The organism is Kitasatospora sp. NPDC003701, from assembly GCF_053587085.1.
Genome location: NZ_JBSFNM010000011.1, coordinates 21,209 through 36,738 on the forward strand (window position 1 = coordinate 21,209; position 15,530 = coordinate 36,738).

Here is a 15,530-nt window from a genome sequence, read left to right on the forward strand (position 1 = left end):
AGGGGCGCGGGTCAGCGGCCGGCCGGCGCCAGATCGTCCGGGAAGAGCCGCAGCCGGTGTGCCAGCGCGCCGGCCTCGCCGCGGCCGGTCACCGCCAGCTTGCCGAGGATGTTGGAGACGTGCACGCTCGCGGTCTTCGGCGAGATGTACAGCTCCTCCGCGATCTGCCGGTTGGTGCGGCCCCGGGCGAGCAACCGGAGCACGTCCCGCTCACGGGGGGTGAGGCCGAAGGAGTCGCCGACCGGGACCGGGCCGGCGGGCGCCGCGACCCGGGCGGTGAGCGCCAGGCCGGCCCGCTCGGCCAGGCCGGTGATCTCGGCCAGCAGCGCGGTGTCCGACCGCGCCCGGGCCAGCTTCCGCGCCTCGCGGAGCAGGGCGGCCCCCGCCTCCCGGTCGCCGGCCAGCACCTCGGCCTCGCCGGCCCGCAGCAGCGCCGCCCCCAGCGGGCCGGGCAGCCCGGTCGGGCGCAGCGCCTCGACGGCGGCGGTCCACTGCGCCGGGGTGTCCAGGCCCTCGGCCCGGGCCAGTTCGGCCTCCAGCAGGCGCGCCCAGCCGTGGTGCAGCGGCGCCTTGGGGGCCAGCAGGGCGGCCACCTCGGCGATCCGGGCCAGCACCCCGGCCCGGCCCGGGACGGCCTCCGGCAGGCCCCGGCTGTCGGCCTCGGCCGCGGCCCCGTCCACCAGCAGCGGGTAGAGGGCGGCCTCGTTCCCCGGGGGCACCGGCCCCTCGATCACGGCGAGCAGTTCGGCCCGGGCGTCCAGCGGGCGCCCGCCGCGGGCGGCGATCCGCACCGCGAGCCGGGAGATCGGTACCGAGTGCTGGAACTGGCAGACCCGGTCCGTGGCCCGCGCCTGGGCCAGCATGCCGGCCGCCGAGGAGAGGTCCCCGCGCAGCAGGGCCAGCTCGCCCCGCAGCCGGTCGAGGAACTCGGCGTGGCTGCCCGGGTACTGGGTCCGCTCGGCGCCGGCCAGCAGCTCGGCCGCCTCCTCGGTGCGGCCGAGGTCGAGCAGCGCCTCGGCGAGGTTGCCGAGCAGCAGGGTGCCGATGTTGCGCAGCAGGCCGGTGCCGTCCGCCGTCTCCAGGCCCTCGCGGGCGAGCGCCACGGCCTCCTCCGCACGGCCGAGCGTCTGCAGCAGGCTGGCCAGGTTGTTGAGGCCGCGGAGCATGAGGTCCGGGACGCCGAGTTCGCGGGTGGCGGCGAGCGCCGCGGTCAGCTCGGCGATGGCGGCCTCGGGGTCGTTCCCCAGGTCGTTGCGCAGGGTGCCGAGCGTCATCCGGGCGTGCTGCTCGACGGCGTGCGCCCCGACCTGGCGGGCGATCGCCGCGGCCCGCTCGGCGAGTTCGACGCTCTCCTCGGTGGGGCTGTTGAGCATGGCGATGCCGGCGCTCAGCGCGAACACCTCGGCCTGGACGGCGGACGGCGGCAGGTGCTCGACCAGCCGCCGGGCGTAGGCCGCCTCGTCCTGGTCCTTGGAGCGGTTGAGGTGACCGAACATCCGGGCCCGGTTCATCCGGAACCAGGCGGCCCGGGCCGGGTCCCTGGCCTCGTCGACCAGCTTCAGCGCCCGCCGGGAGAGGCTCAGCCCGCGCTCGCGGTCGCCGCTGCGGCGGGCCGCGACCACCGCCTCGGCGAGGACGTCGACCAGTTGCAGCCGCTCGCAGTCCGCGTCGTGCGTCGCCACGTCGCAGGAGCAGGGCGGGTAGGTCTCGGCCCAGTCGTAGGGGCGCAGGGTGTGCGCCAGGACGTCCTCGGAGACCTCGTCCCACAGCTCCAGGGCGCGCTCCAGCATCCGCAGCTGCTCGGCGAAGGCGTTGCGCCGGCGGGCGGCCCGGGCGGCCTCCAGGGCCGTCGGCAGGGCCCGGGCCGGATCGTGCGCGTGGTACCAGTAGTTGGCCAGCCGGGCCGGCCGGACGTCGCAGCCGACCAGGTGCGGCTGCTGCTCCAGGGCGGTGGCGAAGCGGCGGTTGATCCGGTGCCGCTCGCCGGGCAGCAGGTCGTCCGAGACCGCCTCCCGGACGAGGGCGTGCCGGAACCGGTAGCCGTCGCCGTCGGTGTCCGGGCGCAGGATGTTGGCGCCGACGGCCGTGCGCAGCGACTCGATCAGCTCCTCCTCGTCGTCCAGCACCGCGGCCAGCAGCGCGTGTTCGACGTAGGAACCGCCCTCGGCCGCGATCCGCAGCACCCGCTGGGTCTCCTCGTCCAGCGCCTCGACCCGGACCAGCAGGATGTCCCGCAGCGAGTCGGTGAGGCCGGCCGAGCAGCCGGACTGGAAGGCGGTGGCGAGCTCCTCGACGAAGAACGGATTGCCCTCGGAGCGGCGGTGGATCCGGTCGACCAGCTGGTGGTCGGGGTCGGCGGTGCCGAGGATGCCGGCCAGCTGCTCGGCCACCTCCCCCGGGCCGAACCGGTCCAGCTCCATCCGCTGGACGGTGCGCAGCCGCTCCAGCTCGGCGAGGAAGGGCCGCAGCGGGTGGCGGCGGTGCAGGTCGTCGGTGCGGTAGGTGGCGACCAGCAGCACGCGGGCCCGGTGCAGGGTGCGGACCAGGTAGGCGAGGAGCTCCCGGGTCGAGCGGTCGGACCAGTGCAGGTCCTCGACGGCGAGCACGAGGGTACGGTCCGTGCCGAGTCGCTCGAACAGCCTCGCGGTGTGCTCGAACAGCCGGGCCCGGCCGTACTCGTCGTTGGGTTCGCCGTCGGCCTCGCCGAAGTCGGGCAGCAGCCGGGCCAGATGCCCCTCGCTGCCGGCGGCGGCGGCCTCCAGTTCGGCGCCCAGCCCCCGGTGCAGCCGGCGCAGCGCGGTGGCCAGCGGCGCGTACGGCAGCCCCTCGGCGCCGACCTCCAGACAGCCGCCGATCGTGGTGACCACGCCCGCGTCCGCGCAGGACTGGCCGAGGAACTCCTCCAGCAGCCGGGTCTTGCCGACGCCCGCCTCGCCGCCGACCAGGACGGTCTGCGGCTTCCCCTCCCCGGCCCGGCGCAGCGCCGCTGTCAGTTCGGTGATCTCGTTGCCGCGGCCGACGAAGACGGGACTCACCGATATCTGCTGCATGGAGGCGAGCATGCCATAACCGGCCGGGCCGGGCCGATCGGTTATCCCGCCCTCCGGACGCCCGGAAGGGGAGGCGCTGGATCGCACCTCCCCTTCCATCTCCACCCCGGCCTCGGCCGGGTGTCGGACCGTCAGCACTCGTTCAGACGCGCGGTGCGCCGCTCGAAGCGGATGGCGGGCAGCCGGCGCACGCCGCGGCGGCCGGCCTTGGCCTCGCGGACCAGGCGCTCGTGGTCGGCCTGGGCGTGGAGTTCCCGTACCTGCTGCTGGATGAGCTCGTACTCGAACACGGTGTTTCCCCTCGTGGTGGTCTCTCGTTCTGAGGTAAAGACTCCTCTCCCAGGGGGGTCCGCCACATCGGCACCTTGCCCGATGTTCCGGGCGGCCGGCGCCTTAGGAACGGCCGCCGGACACGGCAAAGGCCCGGATCCACCCCACTTAGGGGGTGAATCCGGGCCCTGACCGAACTAAGGCACCTTAGAAAGCCTTAGACGCCTTGGAATCCCTGGCCGTCTCCGGTCGGCGCCGAGCTTCTCCAGGCTGTGCCTCTGCCCTCGAAGCGCCGAGGCGCTCCAGGCTGTGCCTACTGTCCCTCCACGCCGAGGCGCTCCAGGATGAGGTCCTTCACCCGGGCCGCGTCGGCCTGGCCGCGGGTGGCCTTCATGACCGCGCCGACCAGCGCGCCCACCGCGGCGACCTTGCCGTCGCGGATCTTGGCGGCGATCGCCTCGTTGCCGGCGATGGCCTCGTCGACGGCGGCACCGAGCGCGGAGTCGTCCGAGACGACGGCCAGGCCGCGCTTCTCGACGACCTCGTCCGGCTCGCCCTCGCCGGCCAGCACGGCCTCGATGACCTGGCGGGCCAGCTTGTCGTTCAGCTTGCCCTCGGCGACCAGCGCGGTGACCCGGGCGACCTGCGCCGGGGTGATCGGCTGCTCGCTCAGCTCGGTGCCGGTCTCGTTGGCCCGGCGGGCCAGCTCGCCCATCCACCACTTGCGGGCCTGGTCGGCGGGGGCGCCGGCGGCGATGGTCTCCAGGATCGGCTCGACCGCGCCGGCGTTCAGCACCGACTGCATGTCCTTGTCGCTCAGGCCCCACTCGGCCTGCAGCCGGGCCCGGCGCACCCGCGGCAGCTCGGGCAGCCCGGCGCGCAGCTCCTCCACCCAGGCGCGGGACGGCGCGATCGGCACCAGGTCCGGCTCGGGGAAGTAGCGGTAGTCCTCGGCGTTGTCCTTGATCCGGCCGGCGGTGGTGCTGCCGTCCTCCTCGTGGAAGTGCCGGGTCTCCTGGACGATCGTGCCGCCGTCGCCCAGCACCGTGGCGTGCCGCTGGATCTCGAACCGGGCGGCCCGCTCGACGCTGCGCAGCGAGTTGACGTTCTTGGTCTCGGAGCGGGTGCCGAACTTCTCGGTGCCGTTGGGGCGCAGCGACAGGTTGACGTCGCAGCGCATCTGGCCCTTGTCCATCCGGGCCTCGGAGACGCCCAGCGCCTTGATCAGCTCGCGCAGCTCGGCGACGTACGCCTTGGCCACCTCGGGGGCGCGCTCACCGGCGCCCTCGATCGGCTTGGTGACGATCTCGATCAGCGGGATGCCGGCCCGGTTGTAGTCGAGCAGCGAGTGCGTGGCGCCGTGGATCCGGCCGGTCGCGCCGCCGACGTGGCTGGACTTGCCGGTGTCCTCCTCCATGTGGGCGCGCTCGATCTCCACGCGGAAGGTCGAGCCGTCCTCCAGCTGCACGTCGAGGTAGCCGTTGAAGGCGATCGGCTCGTCGTACTGCGAGGTCTGGAAGTTCTTCGGCATGTCCGGGTAGAAGTAGTTCTTCCGGGCGAACCGGCACCACTCGGCGATCTCGCAGTTCAGCGCCAGGCCGATCTTGATCGCCGACTCCACGCCGATGGCGTTGACCACCGGCAGCGAGCCCGGCAGGCCGAGACAGGTCGGGCAGACCTGGCTGTTCGGCTCGGCGCCCAGCTCGGTCGAGCAACCGCAGAACATCTTGGTCTTGGTGCCCAGCTCGACGTGGACCTCAAGGCCCATCACCGGGTCGTACGACGCGAGAGCGTCCTCGTAGGAGACCAGGTTCATGACGCTCACAGCGTCCCCTTCGCTAAAAGTCTGTGGAGGTACGGGCCCGGCCGCGCACGGTGGTGCGCGGCCGGGCCGAGGGCTTTCTCAGCCCAGCAGCACGTCGTCGTCGCCCAGCCGGCGCAGCTCGCGCACCAGCAGGGCGGTGCCGGTGACCAGGGCCGCGGCACCGACCAGGGCGTTGATCAGCTTGAGCGTGTCGTTATCGCCGCGGGCCTTCCTCACGTCCTTGGCGATCGAGATCGCACCGAACGCGCTGGTACCGATGGACAGCCACAGGCCGGGCTTGCTGTGCTTGAAGCCCTTGGCCTTCTCGATCTTGCTCACAGTGCCGGTGCCTCCTCCAGCAGGGTGTGCCCCCACTTGTCGTTGAGTGCGGCCTCGACGGCGCCGCCCACGCGGTACAGGCGGTCGTCCGCCATCGCGGGTGCGATGATCTGCAGGCCGACCGGGAGATTGTCCTCCGGCGCCAGCCCGCAGGGCAGCGACATGGCCGCGTTGCCCGCGAGGTTCGACGGAATCGTGCAGAGGTCGGCCAGGTACATCGCCATCGGGTCGTCGGCGCGCTCGCCGATCGGGAAGGCGGTGGTCGGGGTGGTCGGGGAGACCAGCACGTCCACGCCCGCGAAGGCGGCGTCGAAGTCGCGCGAGATGAGCGTGCGGACCTTCTGGGCCGAGCCGTAGTAGGCGTCGTAGTAGCCCGAGGAGAGGGCGTAGGTGCCGAGGATGATCCGGCGCTTCACCTCGGGGCCGAAGCCGGCCTCGCGGGTGAGGGCGGTGACGTCCTCGGCCGAGCGGGTGCCGTCGTCGCCGACCCGCAGGCCGTAGCGCATCGCGTCGAAGCGGGCCAGGTTGGACGAGGCCTCGCTGGGCGCGATCAGGTAGTACGCGGGCAGCGCCAGGGTGAACGACGGGCAGGAGACCTCGACGACCTCCGCGCCCAGCTCGCGCAGCAGCTCGACGGACTCGTTGAACCGCTGCATGACGCCGGCCTGGTAGCCCTCGCCGGCGAACTCCTTGACCACGCCGATCCGCATGCCGCGCACGTCGCGCAGCTTGGCGGCCTCGACCACGGCCGGCACGGGCGCGTCGATCGAGGTGGAGTCCAGCGGGTCGTGGCCGGCGATCGCCTCGTGCAGCAGCGCCGCGTCGAGCACGGTGCGGGCGCACGGGCCGCCCTGGTCCAGCGAGGAGGAGAAGGCGACCAGGCCGTAGCGGGAGACCGACCCGTAGGTGGGCTTCACGCCGACGGTGCCGGTGACGGCGCCGGGCTGGCGGATCGAGCCGCCGGTGTCGGTGCCGATCGCCAGCGGGGCCTCGAAGGCGGCCAGCGCGGCGGCCGAGCCACCGCCGGAGCCGCCGGGGATGCGGCTGAGGTCCCACGGGTTGCCGGTGGCGCCGTAGGCGGAGTTCTCGGTGGAGGAGCCCATCGCGAACTCGTCCATGTTGGTCTTGCCGAGGATCACCACGCCGGCGTCCTTGAGACGCGTGGTCAGGGTGGCGTCGTACGGCGGGATCCAGCCCTCGAGGATCTTGGACCCGCAGGTGGTCGGCACGCCCTTGGTGGTGAAGACGTCCTTCAGCGCGAGCGGGACGCCGGCCAGCGGGCCCAGCTCCTCGCCCTTGGCGCGCTTCTCGTCCACGGCCCTGGCGGCGCTCAGCGCGCCCTCGGTGTCGACGTGCAGGAAGGCGTTGACCTTCTTGTCGACGGCCCCGATGCGGTCCAGGTGCGCCTGGGCGACCTCGACGGCGGAGACCTCGCCCTTGGCGATGGCGCTCGCGGTCTCGGCCGCGGTGTAGCGAATCAGGTCGGTCATTGGGTCAGTCCTCCCCGAGGATCTGCGGCACACGGAAACGCTGCTCCTCGGCGGCGGGGGCGCCGGACAGCGCCTGCTCCGGGGTGAGCGACGGTCGCACCTCGTCCGCACGCATGACGTTGGTCAGCGGGAGCGGGTGGGAGGTCGGCGGGACGTCCTGTCCGGCGACCTCGGAAACGCGGGCGACCGCGCCGATGATCACGTCGAGCTGCTCGGCGAAGTGGTCCAGCTCTTCGGCCTGCAACTCAAGACGCGACAGCCGAGCGAGGTGGGCGACCTCCTCGCGCGTGATGCCAGGCATGCAGCGATCCTCAAGGGTGAGTTCTGGTGAGACCCGGCGCTGCGGTCAGGCGGTGCCGGGCCCGGGCAGGAGCAGCCGGCTCGGCGCTCCCGTCCTCTTGGTCTGTGGGCCCCATCCTATGGGGCCCGGCCCGGCCACCGGCCAACGAGTGACCCCGGGGGCCGGTTACTGCGGCCGGGCCCCGCGGCGGGACCGGGCCGGCGACGGCCTCCGACCCCCTATTGCGGGCTCGTCGGGGCCCACCTCGGCGTGCTCGGGGCCTGGATCTCCATCTGGGCCGCCTGCACCGCCTGGACCACCGGCGGCAGCACCGGCGGGATGGCCGGCGGCAGCGCCGGCTGGATGACGGGCTTGATCACCGGCTGGATCACCGGCGGCAGTTGCGCGGCCGCGGTGAGCCGCTCGACCGGCGGGGCGCCGGTGCGGTGCACCCGGAGCCAGGCGGTGGCCTGCTCGGCCGGCAGGGCCGCGGAGACCAGCCAGCCCTGGACGGCGTCCACGCCCATCCGGTGCAGCCGCTCCCAGGTCTCGTCGTCCTCCACGCCCTCGGCCACCACGGTCAGGCCCAGCGAGTGGGCGAGCTCCACCGAGCAGCGGACCACGGCCGCGTCGTGGTCGTCGGCGACCATCCGGGAGACGAAGGAGCGGTCGATCTTCAGCTCGCCGACCGGCAGGCTGCGCAGCCGCACCAGCGAGGAGTGGCCGGTGCCGAAGTCGTCCAGGGACATCCCCACGCCGTAGCCGCGCAGCTCGGCCAGGGTGTCGGCGGCCCGCCGGGAGTCGTCCAGCAGCAGCCGCTCGGTGATCTCCAGCTGGAGCGCGTGGGCCGGCACCTGGTGGCGGACCAGGTGCCCGGCGACCCGCTGGGCGAAGCCGGGGTTCAGCACGTCGCGCGGCGAGACGTTCACCGCGACCTGCACCTGGAGGCCCTGCTCGCGCCAGGAGGCGAGCTGGCCGACGGCCGCCTCCAGCACGTAGTCGGTCAGCCGGGGCATCAGGCCGCTGGACTCGGCGAGCCCGACGAACTCGTCCGGCGAGACCTTGCCCTGGCCGGGCCGCTCCCAGCGCAGCAGCGCCTCCAGCCCGACCACCCGGCCGTCGAAGGCCACCTTGGGCTGGTAGTGCAGCTGCACCTCACCGGTCTCCAGGGCCCGCCGCAGGTCGCCCAGCAGCCCGATCCGGTACGGCGTGTCGGCGTCCTGGGCCTCGTCGTACTGCTCGACGGAGGTGCAGCCGCGCTGGGCGTGGCCCATCGCCACGTCGGCGCGGCGCAGCAGCGACTCGGCGTCCTGGGCGTGCTGCGGGTAGACGCAGACGCCGGCGCTGGCCTCCAGGACGAGCAGCAGCCCGTCGAGGCGGATCGGTGCGGCCAGCTCGGCGATCAGCGCCTTGGCGACCCGCTCCAGGGTGTTGGGGCAGCCGACCCCGGGCAGCAGGACGGCGAACTCGTCGCCGCCCATCCGGGCCACCATCGGGCGGCCGCGCCGGTAGTCCCGGGGCATCCCGGCGAAGACGTCGTCGATCGACTCCCGGCCGGCGCCGCCGGACGCGCCGGAGCGCAGGGCCCGGTGCAGCCGGCGGGCGATGTGCACCAGCAGCCGGTCGCCGGCGGTGTGGCCGAGCGTGTCGTTGAGCGACCGGAACCGGTCGAGGTCGAGCAGGATGAGGCCGACGCTGTACCCCTGCTCGTGCTCGGCGATGGCCTCCTGGGCGGCCAGTAACAGGGCCTGACGGTTGGGCAGGTCCGTCAGCGGGTCGGTGAGCTGGTCGCGGGCCCGGTCCCGGGCGATCCGCCAGGCCGCGACCAGCACGGCCAACGGCACCGCGAACAGCGGCAGCAGCTCGGGCTCGTAGCGGTAGACCAGGACGGCCAGCGGGATGAGCGGTGCGGCGCCGGCCAGCAGGACGCCGAGCAGCAGGACCGCACCCGCCACCCCCTGCGGCGGGCGTGTGGGCGCACCGCCGGTCGTACGATCCATAAGCCCTGTCCTCCGTCGGGCCCGCCCCGTCAGGCCGCCTTACGGTGAGGCACCGTACCGGTGCCGGCAGCTGCCGGGCATGAGCGACCCCGCGGAGACCGGCTCAGCCGGTGCCCCCACCCCTGCTGACACTCTGTTGCGCTCCAGGGTATTCCGGGGTCCACCCGGCGGGCAGACTTTCGGACAACCGGGAGCGCGCCACCGCGTTCGGGTGCCGCACAGTGACACAATGCCCGCTTTCACCGCGCGGCACCCGGTGACGTTGCATCAGGACGATAACAAGACGGACTCAATGGCTCCGCGTTCGGGTCACCCTTCGGCCGGCGCCTGCTCGACGGCCTCGGCGGCGGCCTCCGGTTCGGGCAGGCCCAGGCGCCTGCGCGCCGCCTCCGGCCCCTGCTCCAGCAGCACCGTGAAGCCGTCGTCGTCCAGGACCGGCAGCCCGAGCTGAACGGCCTTGTCGTATTTGGACCCCGGATTGTCACCGGCGACCACGAAATCGGTCTTCTTCGACACCGATCCGGTCACCTTCGCTCCGCGCGAGGTCAGCGCCTCCTTGGCGCCGTCCCGGGTGTGCCCGGCCAGCGTGCCGGTGACCACGACGGTCAGCCCCTCCAGCGGACGCTCGCCCTCCTCCTCGGTGGCCTCCTCGGTGAAGCGGACCCCGGCCGCGCGCCACTTCTCCACGATCTCCCGGTGCCAGTCCACCTGGTACCACTCGATGATCGACCGCGCGGTGCCCGTGCCGACCCCGTCGGTCGCGGCCAGCCGCTCCTCGCTCGCCGCGAAGATCGCGTCCAGGTCGCGGAACTCCCTGGCCAGGTCCTGCGCCGCGACCGGGCCCACGTGCCGGATCGAGAGGCCGTTGAGGAAGCGCCAGAGCGGGCGGTCCTTGGCCTTCTCGATGTTGTCGAGCATCAGCCCGGTGTTCTTCTTCGGCGCCCCGGTGGTGGTGGCGAAGAAGAACACCTCCTTCTCCTCGCCGGTCTCGTCGTCGAGCTTGGGCATGCCGGTCTTCTGGTCGCGCACCAGCACCTTGATCGGCAGCAGCTGCTCCACCGTCAGGCCGAAGACGTCGCCCTCGTTCCCCACCGGCGCCGCGGCCGGAGCCAGCGGCTGGGTCAGCGCCGTCGCCGCGACGTAGCCCAGGCCCTCGATGTCCAGCGCCGAGCGGCCGCCGAGGAAGGCGATCCGCTCGCGGATCTGGGCCGGGCAGAACTGCGCGTTGGGGCAGCGCAGGTCGATGTCCCCCTCGGCCATCGGCCGCAGCTCCTCACCGCACTCCGGGCAGTGCGAGGGCATCACGAACGGCACCTCGGTACCGTCCCGCAGGTCGTAGACCGGGCCGAGGATCTCCGGGATGACGTCACCGGCCTTGCGCAGCACCACGGTGTCGCCCAGCATGACGTCCTTGGCCTTCACCACGTCCTGGTTGTGCAGCGTCGCGTACTGGACCATCGAACCGGCCACCTTGACCGGCTCGGCCAGCACCGCGTACGGCGTCGCCCGGCCGGTCCGCCCGATGCCGATCTTGATCTCGGCCAGCTTGCCGGTGACCTCCTCCGGCGGGTACTTCCAGGCGATCGCCCAGCGCGGGGACTTCGAGGTGGCGCCGAGCCGGCCCTGCAGGGCGATCTCGTCCACCTTGACGACCACGCCGTCGATCTCGTGCTCGACCGAGTGCCGCTGCTCGCCGAAGTGCTTGACGAAGGCGCGGACCTCGTCGAGGGTCCGCACCACCTTGTTGTGCCGGGCGGTGGGCAGGCCCCAGTCGTGCAGCAGCCGGTAGGCGTGCGACTGGTTGTCGATGTCGAAGCCGACCCGCGCACCGATGCCGTGCACCACCATGTGCAGCGGCCGGGAGGCGGTGACCAGCGGGTCCTTCTGGCGCAGCGAGCCGGCGGCGGCGTTGCGCGGGTTCATGAAGAGCCGGATCATCGCCCGGGGGCGCTTGCCCTCCTTGGCCCGCTCCTCGTTCTCCACCCGGCGGCGCTCGTTCTCCTCGGCGAAGGAGGCGTTGAGCGCCTCGAAGGCGTCGGTCGGGAAGTAGACCTCGCCCCGGATCTCCACCAGCTCGGGGATGTCCTCGCCCTTGAGCCGGTGCGGGATCTCCTTGATGGTGCGGACGTTGGCGGTGATGTCCTCGCCGACCCGGCCGTCGCCGCGGGTCGCCGCCTGCACCAACTGACCGTTCTCGTAGGTGAGGTTGACGGCCAGGCCGTCCACCTTGAGCTCGCAGAGGTAGTGGTAGTCGATGCCGGCCAGCTCGGCGGCGACGCGCTCGGCCCAGGCGGCCAGCTCGTCGTCGTCCATCGCGTTGTCCAGGCTGAGCAGCCGCTCCCGGTGCTCGACCGGGGCGAACAGCTCGGTGGGCGCGCCGCCGACCCGCTGGGTGGGCGACTCCGGCGTGACCAGCGCCGGGTGCTCGGCCTCCAGCCCCTCCAGCTCGCGCATCAGGGCGTCGAACTCGGCGTCGCTGACGACCGGCGCGTCCTGCCCGTAGTAACGGGCCCGGTGGTCCTCGATCTCGGCCGACAGCTCGGCGTGCCGCCTGCGCACCTCCGCCGGAACGTCCTCCCAGCCCTCGACAGCCACCACCGCAAGCCCTCCGTTACCTTCTCATTCCGGGTTGTCCACCAGGCTCTGGCCCGCCTTCACGCTGTGTGACAGCGCCGTGCGCGCATAGGACGGAGAGGCCCCGGCCAGCCCGCAGGTCGGCGTCACCAGCACACGGCGGCCCAGCAGCTCCGGGGCGAACCCGAGCCTGCGCCACAACGTCCTGACACCCTGGACACTACCGGCCGGGTCCGACACTCCCTGGTCAGTGGACGGGACGACACCGGCGAGGATCACGGTGCCCGCCTCGATCGCCTCGCCGAGCTCCTCGTCCTCACGCTCCGTCAACAGCGAGAAGTCCAGGGAGACTCCGACCACCCCGGCCCGGCGCAGCAGCGGGAGCGGCACGGCCGGCGCGCAGCAGTGCACCACCACCGGCACGTCGACACTGCGGATCACCTCGCGCAGTGCCTCCTCGGCGACCTGGCGGTCGACCGAACGCAGCCGCTGGAAGCCGCTGGCGGTCTTCACCCCACCGGTCAGCACGGCGGGCAGCGAGGGCTCGTCGAGCTGGAGCACGACCTCCGCACCCGGGATCCGGCGGCGGACGTCGTCGAGGTGGCGGCGCAGCCCCTCGGTGAGCGAGCCAGCGATGTCCCGGCAGGCGCCGCGGTCGGCGAGCGCCTTCTCGCCGTACTTCAGCTCGATCGAGGCGGCCAGCGTCCACGGCCCGACGGCCTGGACCTTGAGCGCGCCCTGGTAGCCCTGGGTGAACTCCTCCAGCGCGTCGAGGTCCTCGCCGAGCCAGGCGCGGGCCCGCCGGGTGTCGCGGCCGGGGCGGTCGGCGAAGCGCCAACCGCTGGGCTCGGTCTGTGCGAACAGCTCGACCAGCAGGCCGGCGCTGCGCCCGATCATGTCGGCGCCCGGCCCGCGGGCGGGCAGTTCGGGCAGGAACGGCAGCTGCTCCAGCGCGCCGGTGGAGGTCCTGGCGGCCTCCCGCGCGTCGGTGCCGGGCAGCGATCCGACACCGGTGGCAGCGCCACGCAGGTCGGGGAAAGAGGGTCCGTTGCTCACCCGACCGAGCCTAGTGCGCGGCGAGCGGGAAGTCGGACCGGCCGACTTCCCGCTCGGGAGCGCAGGGGCTCCGGACCTCAGGGGGCTCCGGGGACTCCGGGGGCTCAGCCGCCCGGGCGGACGGTGATGTCGGTGATCTCGGCGTCGCGCGGGACGTCGAGGGCGGTCAGGATCGCCTTCACCACGGACTCCGGGTCGATCCAGCGCTCGGCGTCGTACGCCTTGCCCTCCTGCTGGTGCACCTTCACCTGCATCGCGGTGGCGGTGCGCCCCGGGTAGACGGACGTGACCCGGACGCCGTTGGCGTGCTCCTCCTGGCGCAGCGAGTCGGCGAGCGCCTTCAGGCCGTGCTTGCTCGCCGCGTACGCCGACCACTCGGCACTGGCCCGCAGGCCCGCGCCGGAGTTCACGAAGACGACGTGGCCCTTGACCAGCCGCAGCGAGGGCAGCAGCAGGCGGGTCAGCTCGGCGGGCGCGACCAGGTTGACGTTCAGGGTGTCCTGCCAGGCCTTGACCGGCAGTTCGCCGACCTGGCCGAGTTCGACGACGCCCGCGACGTGCAGCAGCGAGTCCAGTTCGGCCGGCAGCGCCTGGTGGCCGAAGGCCCAGGAGAGCTTGGCCGGGGTGCCCAGGTCGCCGACCAGGGTCTGCGCGCCGGGGAAGCGCTCGCGCAGTTCGGCGGCGCGGCGGGCGTCGCGGGCCAGCAGCCAGAGGTCGTCCCCGCGGTCGGCGAGGCGCTCGGCGAGGACGGCGCCGATGCCGGAACCCGCGCCGGTGATCAGATGTGCAGCCATGGCCGTGATCCTCTCAGGCCTTCAGCTGTGCGAAGACCTGGGCCGGAGTGTCGGCGAAGGTGATCAGCTCGCCGAGCGGGCGCGGCAGGAAGCCCTCCGCGTCCATCCGCTCCAGCTGGGTGCGCAGGCCCGCGTAGAAGCCCTCGGTGTCCAGGACGATCACCGGCTTGTCGTGCAGCGCGTGCTTCTTCAGCTCCAGCACCTCGGTGACCTCGTCCAGCGTGCCCAGGCCGCCGACCAGCACGACGACCGCGTCCGCGCGCATCAGCAGCTGCGCCTTGCGCTCGGCCAGGTCGGCGGTGGTGATCAGCTCGTCGGCGCCCTCGTACGCCTTGTGCCGGAGCAGCTCGACGGAGATACCCACCAGCCGGCCCCCGGCCGCCTTCACCCCGTCGGCGAGCAGCCCCATCAGCCCGGCGTGCGAGCCGCCCCACACCAGGGTGTGCCCGCCCTCCCCGAGCAGTCGGGCGAAGTCGGCGGCGGGGGCGGTGTAGCGCTCGTCGAGCGAGAACGCGGAGCAGAAGACAGTGATGTTCATAGTGCTCCCCGGTCTATCACGCCGCGGGGATCCTCCTCACCGGCATTACCCGCCGCCGACCGAGCAGGCGCGGGCCGGCAAGCTCAAAGGGTCAGTCCAAGCTCCGGCCGTCCTCACGGACGACCGCTCCCGCGACGGACACCGAGTGGAGCGGCGTCGACCGGGGCGTCCCGGTGTGGTGATTCATGGGCAGGAGGATACGAGCCCAGGCCCACCTGGGCATGTCGGTCCGAGAGGACACCCAGGACGGCGACCAGACCTGCGGCGAGGCGGTCCGCAGGGGCGGCGTCGGGGGCGTTCGCCGGCCGGTGGGACGCCAGGCGGGCGGCGAGCCAACCCGGGGAGGCCCAGCCGGCCTCGACGGCCATGGCCGTGACCCGGCGCAGCAGGTCGTCCTCCGGGACGGCGCGGGCGGCCCGCTGGAGGTCGGGCGGCAGGTGCCCGGTCAGCCGCTCCCAGTGCGAGGGGCCGGGCGGCGGCGCGGGCGCTTCGCCCGCGCGCGGAGTGGTGGCTGTCACCACAACAGCAACCATCTGCCTGTCCTGGTAGGGGACTTCCTGGTTGTGTCCGCACGTGCGGAGCGTCGAGCCCGTACGTGCGGAGTCGAACGGCTCCGCACCTGCGGACTTCCGCTCACCGCAGCGCTGCTGCGGCAGCACCGCACGTGCGGACCTCACGGATTCCGCACGTGCGGGCTTGTCGGCGGCGCAGCGAAGCAGCTCCTGCTTGACGCGCCGGGCGTCGGCGCGCAGGACGGCGAGGGCGGCGTCCCAGTCGGGGACGCCGCCCAGGGGCAGGGTGACGGCGTAGCCGCGCACCCGGACGCCGGAGGGGCCGTGGACCAGGGTCATGACTCCGGCCGCCTCGGCGGCGCGGTAGAAGCCGGGAACGGAGTCCTTGGAGACCCGGCAGGCGCGGGAGAACCAGAGGTTGGACGGCGGGCAGTGGAGGTTGGTCCCGTCCGCGTCGGCCTTCTGCGCGGAGTGCAGGAGGAAGAGGACGAAGGACGGCCCGAGGGACTTCCAGGGCCCACCGGTCGGGACGCTCTGCATCCACTGCCCGACCCGGATCCGGAACTCGTTCGCGGGCGGGGTGCCGGTAGGACGGGCGAGGGCTGGAGCCTCGGTCGTGACGACGTGCACGTTCAGCCTTTCGTGGCCGATATGCGAGCCGGAAGACAGCACGGCTGGCATACTGGCCGAGGTTGGTAGACGCGTGCGCCGGAACCGCCAAGTTGTAGGCGTACGCGTGGAAATGGCCACCGCCCGACTGGGCGGTGGCCATTGCAGTTTATGCCAAGCGAGCAGCAGATTTGACAGACAGTCATGGATTCAC

12 protein-coding genes are annotated in these 15,530 nt (G+C 73.0%); all 12 read right to left on the minus strand.

Features of this window, described 5'->3' with window-relative positions; translation table 11 throughout:
* Positions 1 to 11: 11 nt before the first annotated feature.
* A complete protein-coding gene (locus ACWDRR_RS13145; RefSeq protein ID WP_449772256.1) occupies positions 12 to 3,050 on the minus strand; it encodes a helix-turn-helix transcriptional regulator in 3,039 nt (1,012 codons plus the stop codon).
* A 131-nt stretch (positions 3,051 to 3,181) separates the two neighbouring features.
* Positions 3,182 to 3,340, minus strand: a complete 159-nt coding sequence (locus ACWDRR_RS13150) for a hypothetical protein (protein ID WP_449772257.1) — start codon at positions 3,338 to 3,340, stop codon at positions 3,182 to 3,184.
* Positions 3,341 to 3,633: 293 nt separating this feature from the next.
* On the minus strand, positions 3,634 to 5,145 hold the full coding sequence (gatB, locus tag ACWDRR_RS13155) for an Asp-tRNA(Asn)/Glu-tRNA(Gln) amidotransferase subunit GatB (protein WP_449772258.1): 1,512 nt from the start codon (positions 5,143 to 5,145) through the stop codon (positions 3,634 to 3,636).
* Between the two features lie 78 nt (positions 5,146 to 5,223).
* Entirely contained in the window at positions 5,224 to 5,463 is a 240-nt protein-coding gene (locus tag ACWDRR_RS13160; RefSeq protein ID WP_449772259.1) for a hypothetical protein, read from the minus strand.
* Positions 5,460 to 6,953, minus strand: a complete 1,494-nt coding sequence (gene gatA, locus ACWDRR_RS13165; protein WP_449772260.1) for an Asp-tRNA(Asn)/Glu-tRNA(Gln) amidotransferase subunit GatA — start codon at positions 6,951 to 6,953, stop codon at positions 5,460 to 5,462. Before gatA ends, ACWDRR_RS13160 begins: the two co-directional genes overlap by 4 nt.
* A gap of 4 nt (positions 6,954 to 6,957) precedes the next feature.
* A complete protein-coding gene (gatC, locus tag ACWDRR_RS13170; protein WP_035797834.1) occupies positions 6,958 to 7,254 on the minus strand; it encodes an Asp-tRNA(Asn)/Glu-tRNA(Gln) amidotransferase subunit GatC in 297 nt (98 codons plus the stop codon).
* A 218-nt stretch (positions 7,255 to 7,472) separates the two neighbouring features.
* Entirely contained in the window at positions 7,473 to 9,233 is a 1,761-nt protein-coding gene (locus tag ACWDRR_RS13175) for a putative bifunctional diguanylate cyclase/phosphodiesterase (protein WP_449772261.1), read from the minus strand.
* 309 nt (positions 9,234 to 9,542) lie between these two features.
* Positions 9,543 to 11,828, minus strand: coding sequence for an NAD-dependent DNA ligase LigA (ligA, locus tag ACWDRR_RS13180; RefSeq protein WP_449772388.1), 2,286 nt, complete (start codon positions 11,826 to 11,828; stop codon positions 9,543 to 9,545).
* Positions 11,829 to 11,852: 24 nt separating this feature from the next.
* Entirely contained in the window at positions 11,853 to 12,863 is a 1,011-nt protein-coding gene (locus tag ACWDRR_RS13185; RefSeq protein WP_449772262.1) for a methionine synthase, read from the minus strand.
* Between the two features lie 104 nt (positions 12,864 to 12,967).
* Positions 12,968 to 13,657 (minus strand): SDR family oxidoreductase, encoded by a 690-nt coding sequence (locus ACWDRR_RS13190; protein WP_449772263.1) that lies wholly within the window; start codon positions 13,655 to 13,657, stop codon positions 12,968 to 12,970.
* A 13-nt stretch (positions 13,658 to 13,670) separates the two neighbouring features.
* Positions 13,671 to 14,195: an LOG family protein gene (locus ACWDRR_RS13195; protein WP_449772264.1), complete on the minus strand. Its 525-nt coding sequence runs from the start codon at positions 14,193 to 14,195 to the stop codon at positions 13,671 to 13,673.
* A gap of 113 nt (positions 14,196 to 14,308) precedes the next feature.
* A complete protein-coding gene (locus tag ACWDRR_RS13200) occupies positions 14,309 to 15,337 on the minus strand; it encodes a hypothetical protein (RefSeq protein ID WP_449772265.1) in 1,029 nt (342 codons plus the stop codon).
* Between the last annotated feature and the right edge of the window lie 193 nt (positions 15,338 to 15,530).

Bases quoted from the DNA above. Each gene is read 5' to 3' on its own strand.
- ACWDRR_RS13175 (WP_449772261.1), bottom strand. From the start codon at position 9,233: ATGGATCGTACGACCGGCGGTGCGCCCACACGCCCGCCGCAGGGGGTG.
- gatC (WP_035797834.1), bottom strand. From the start codon at position 7,254: ATGCCTGGCATCACGCGCGAGGAGGTCGCCCACCTCGCTCGGCTGTCG.
- ACWDRR_RS13195 (WP_449772264.1), bottom strand. From the start codon at position 14,195: ATGAACATCACTGTCTTCTGCTCCGCGTTCTCGCTCGACGAGCGCTAC.
- ACWDRR_RS13190 (WP_449772263.1), bottom strand. From the start codon at position 13,657: ATGGCTGCACATCTGATCACCGGCGCGGGTTCCGGCATCGGCGCCGTC.
- gatA (WP_449772260.1), bottom strand. From the start codon at position 6,953: ATGACCGACCTGATTCGCTACACCGCGGCCGAGACCGCGAGCGCCATC.
- ACWDRR_RS13145 (WP_449772256.1), bottom strand. From the start codon at position 3,050: ATGCAGCAGATATCGGTGAGTCCCGTCTTCGTCGGCCGCGGCAACGAG.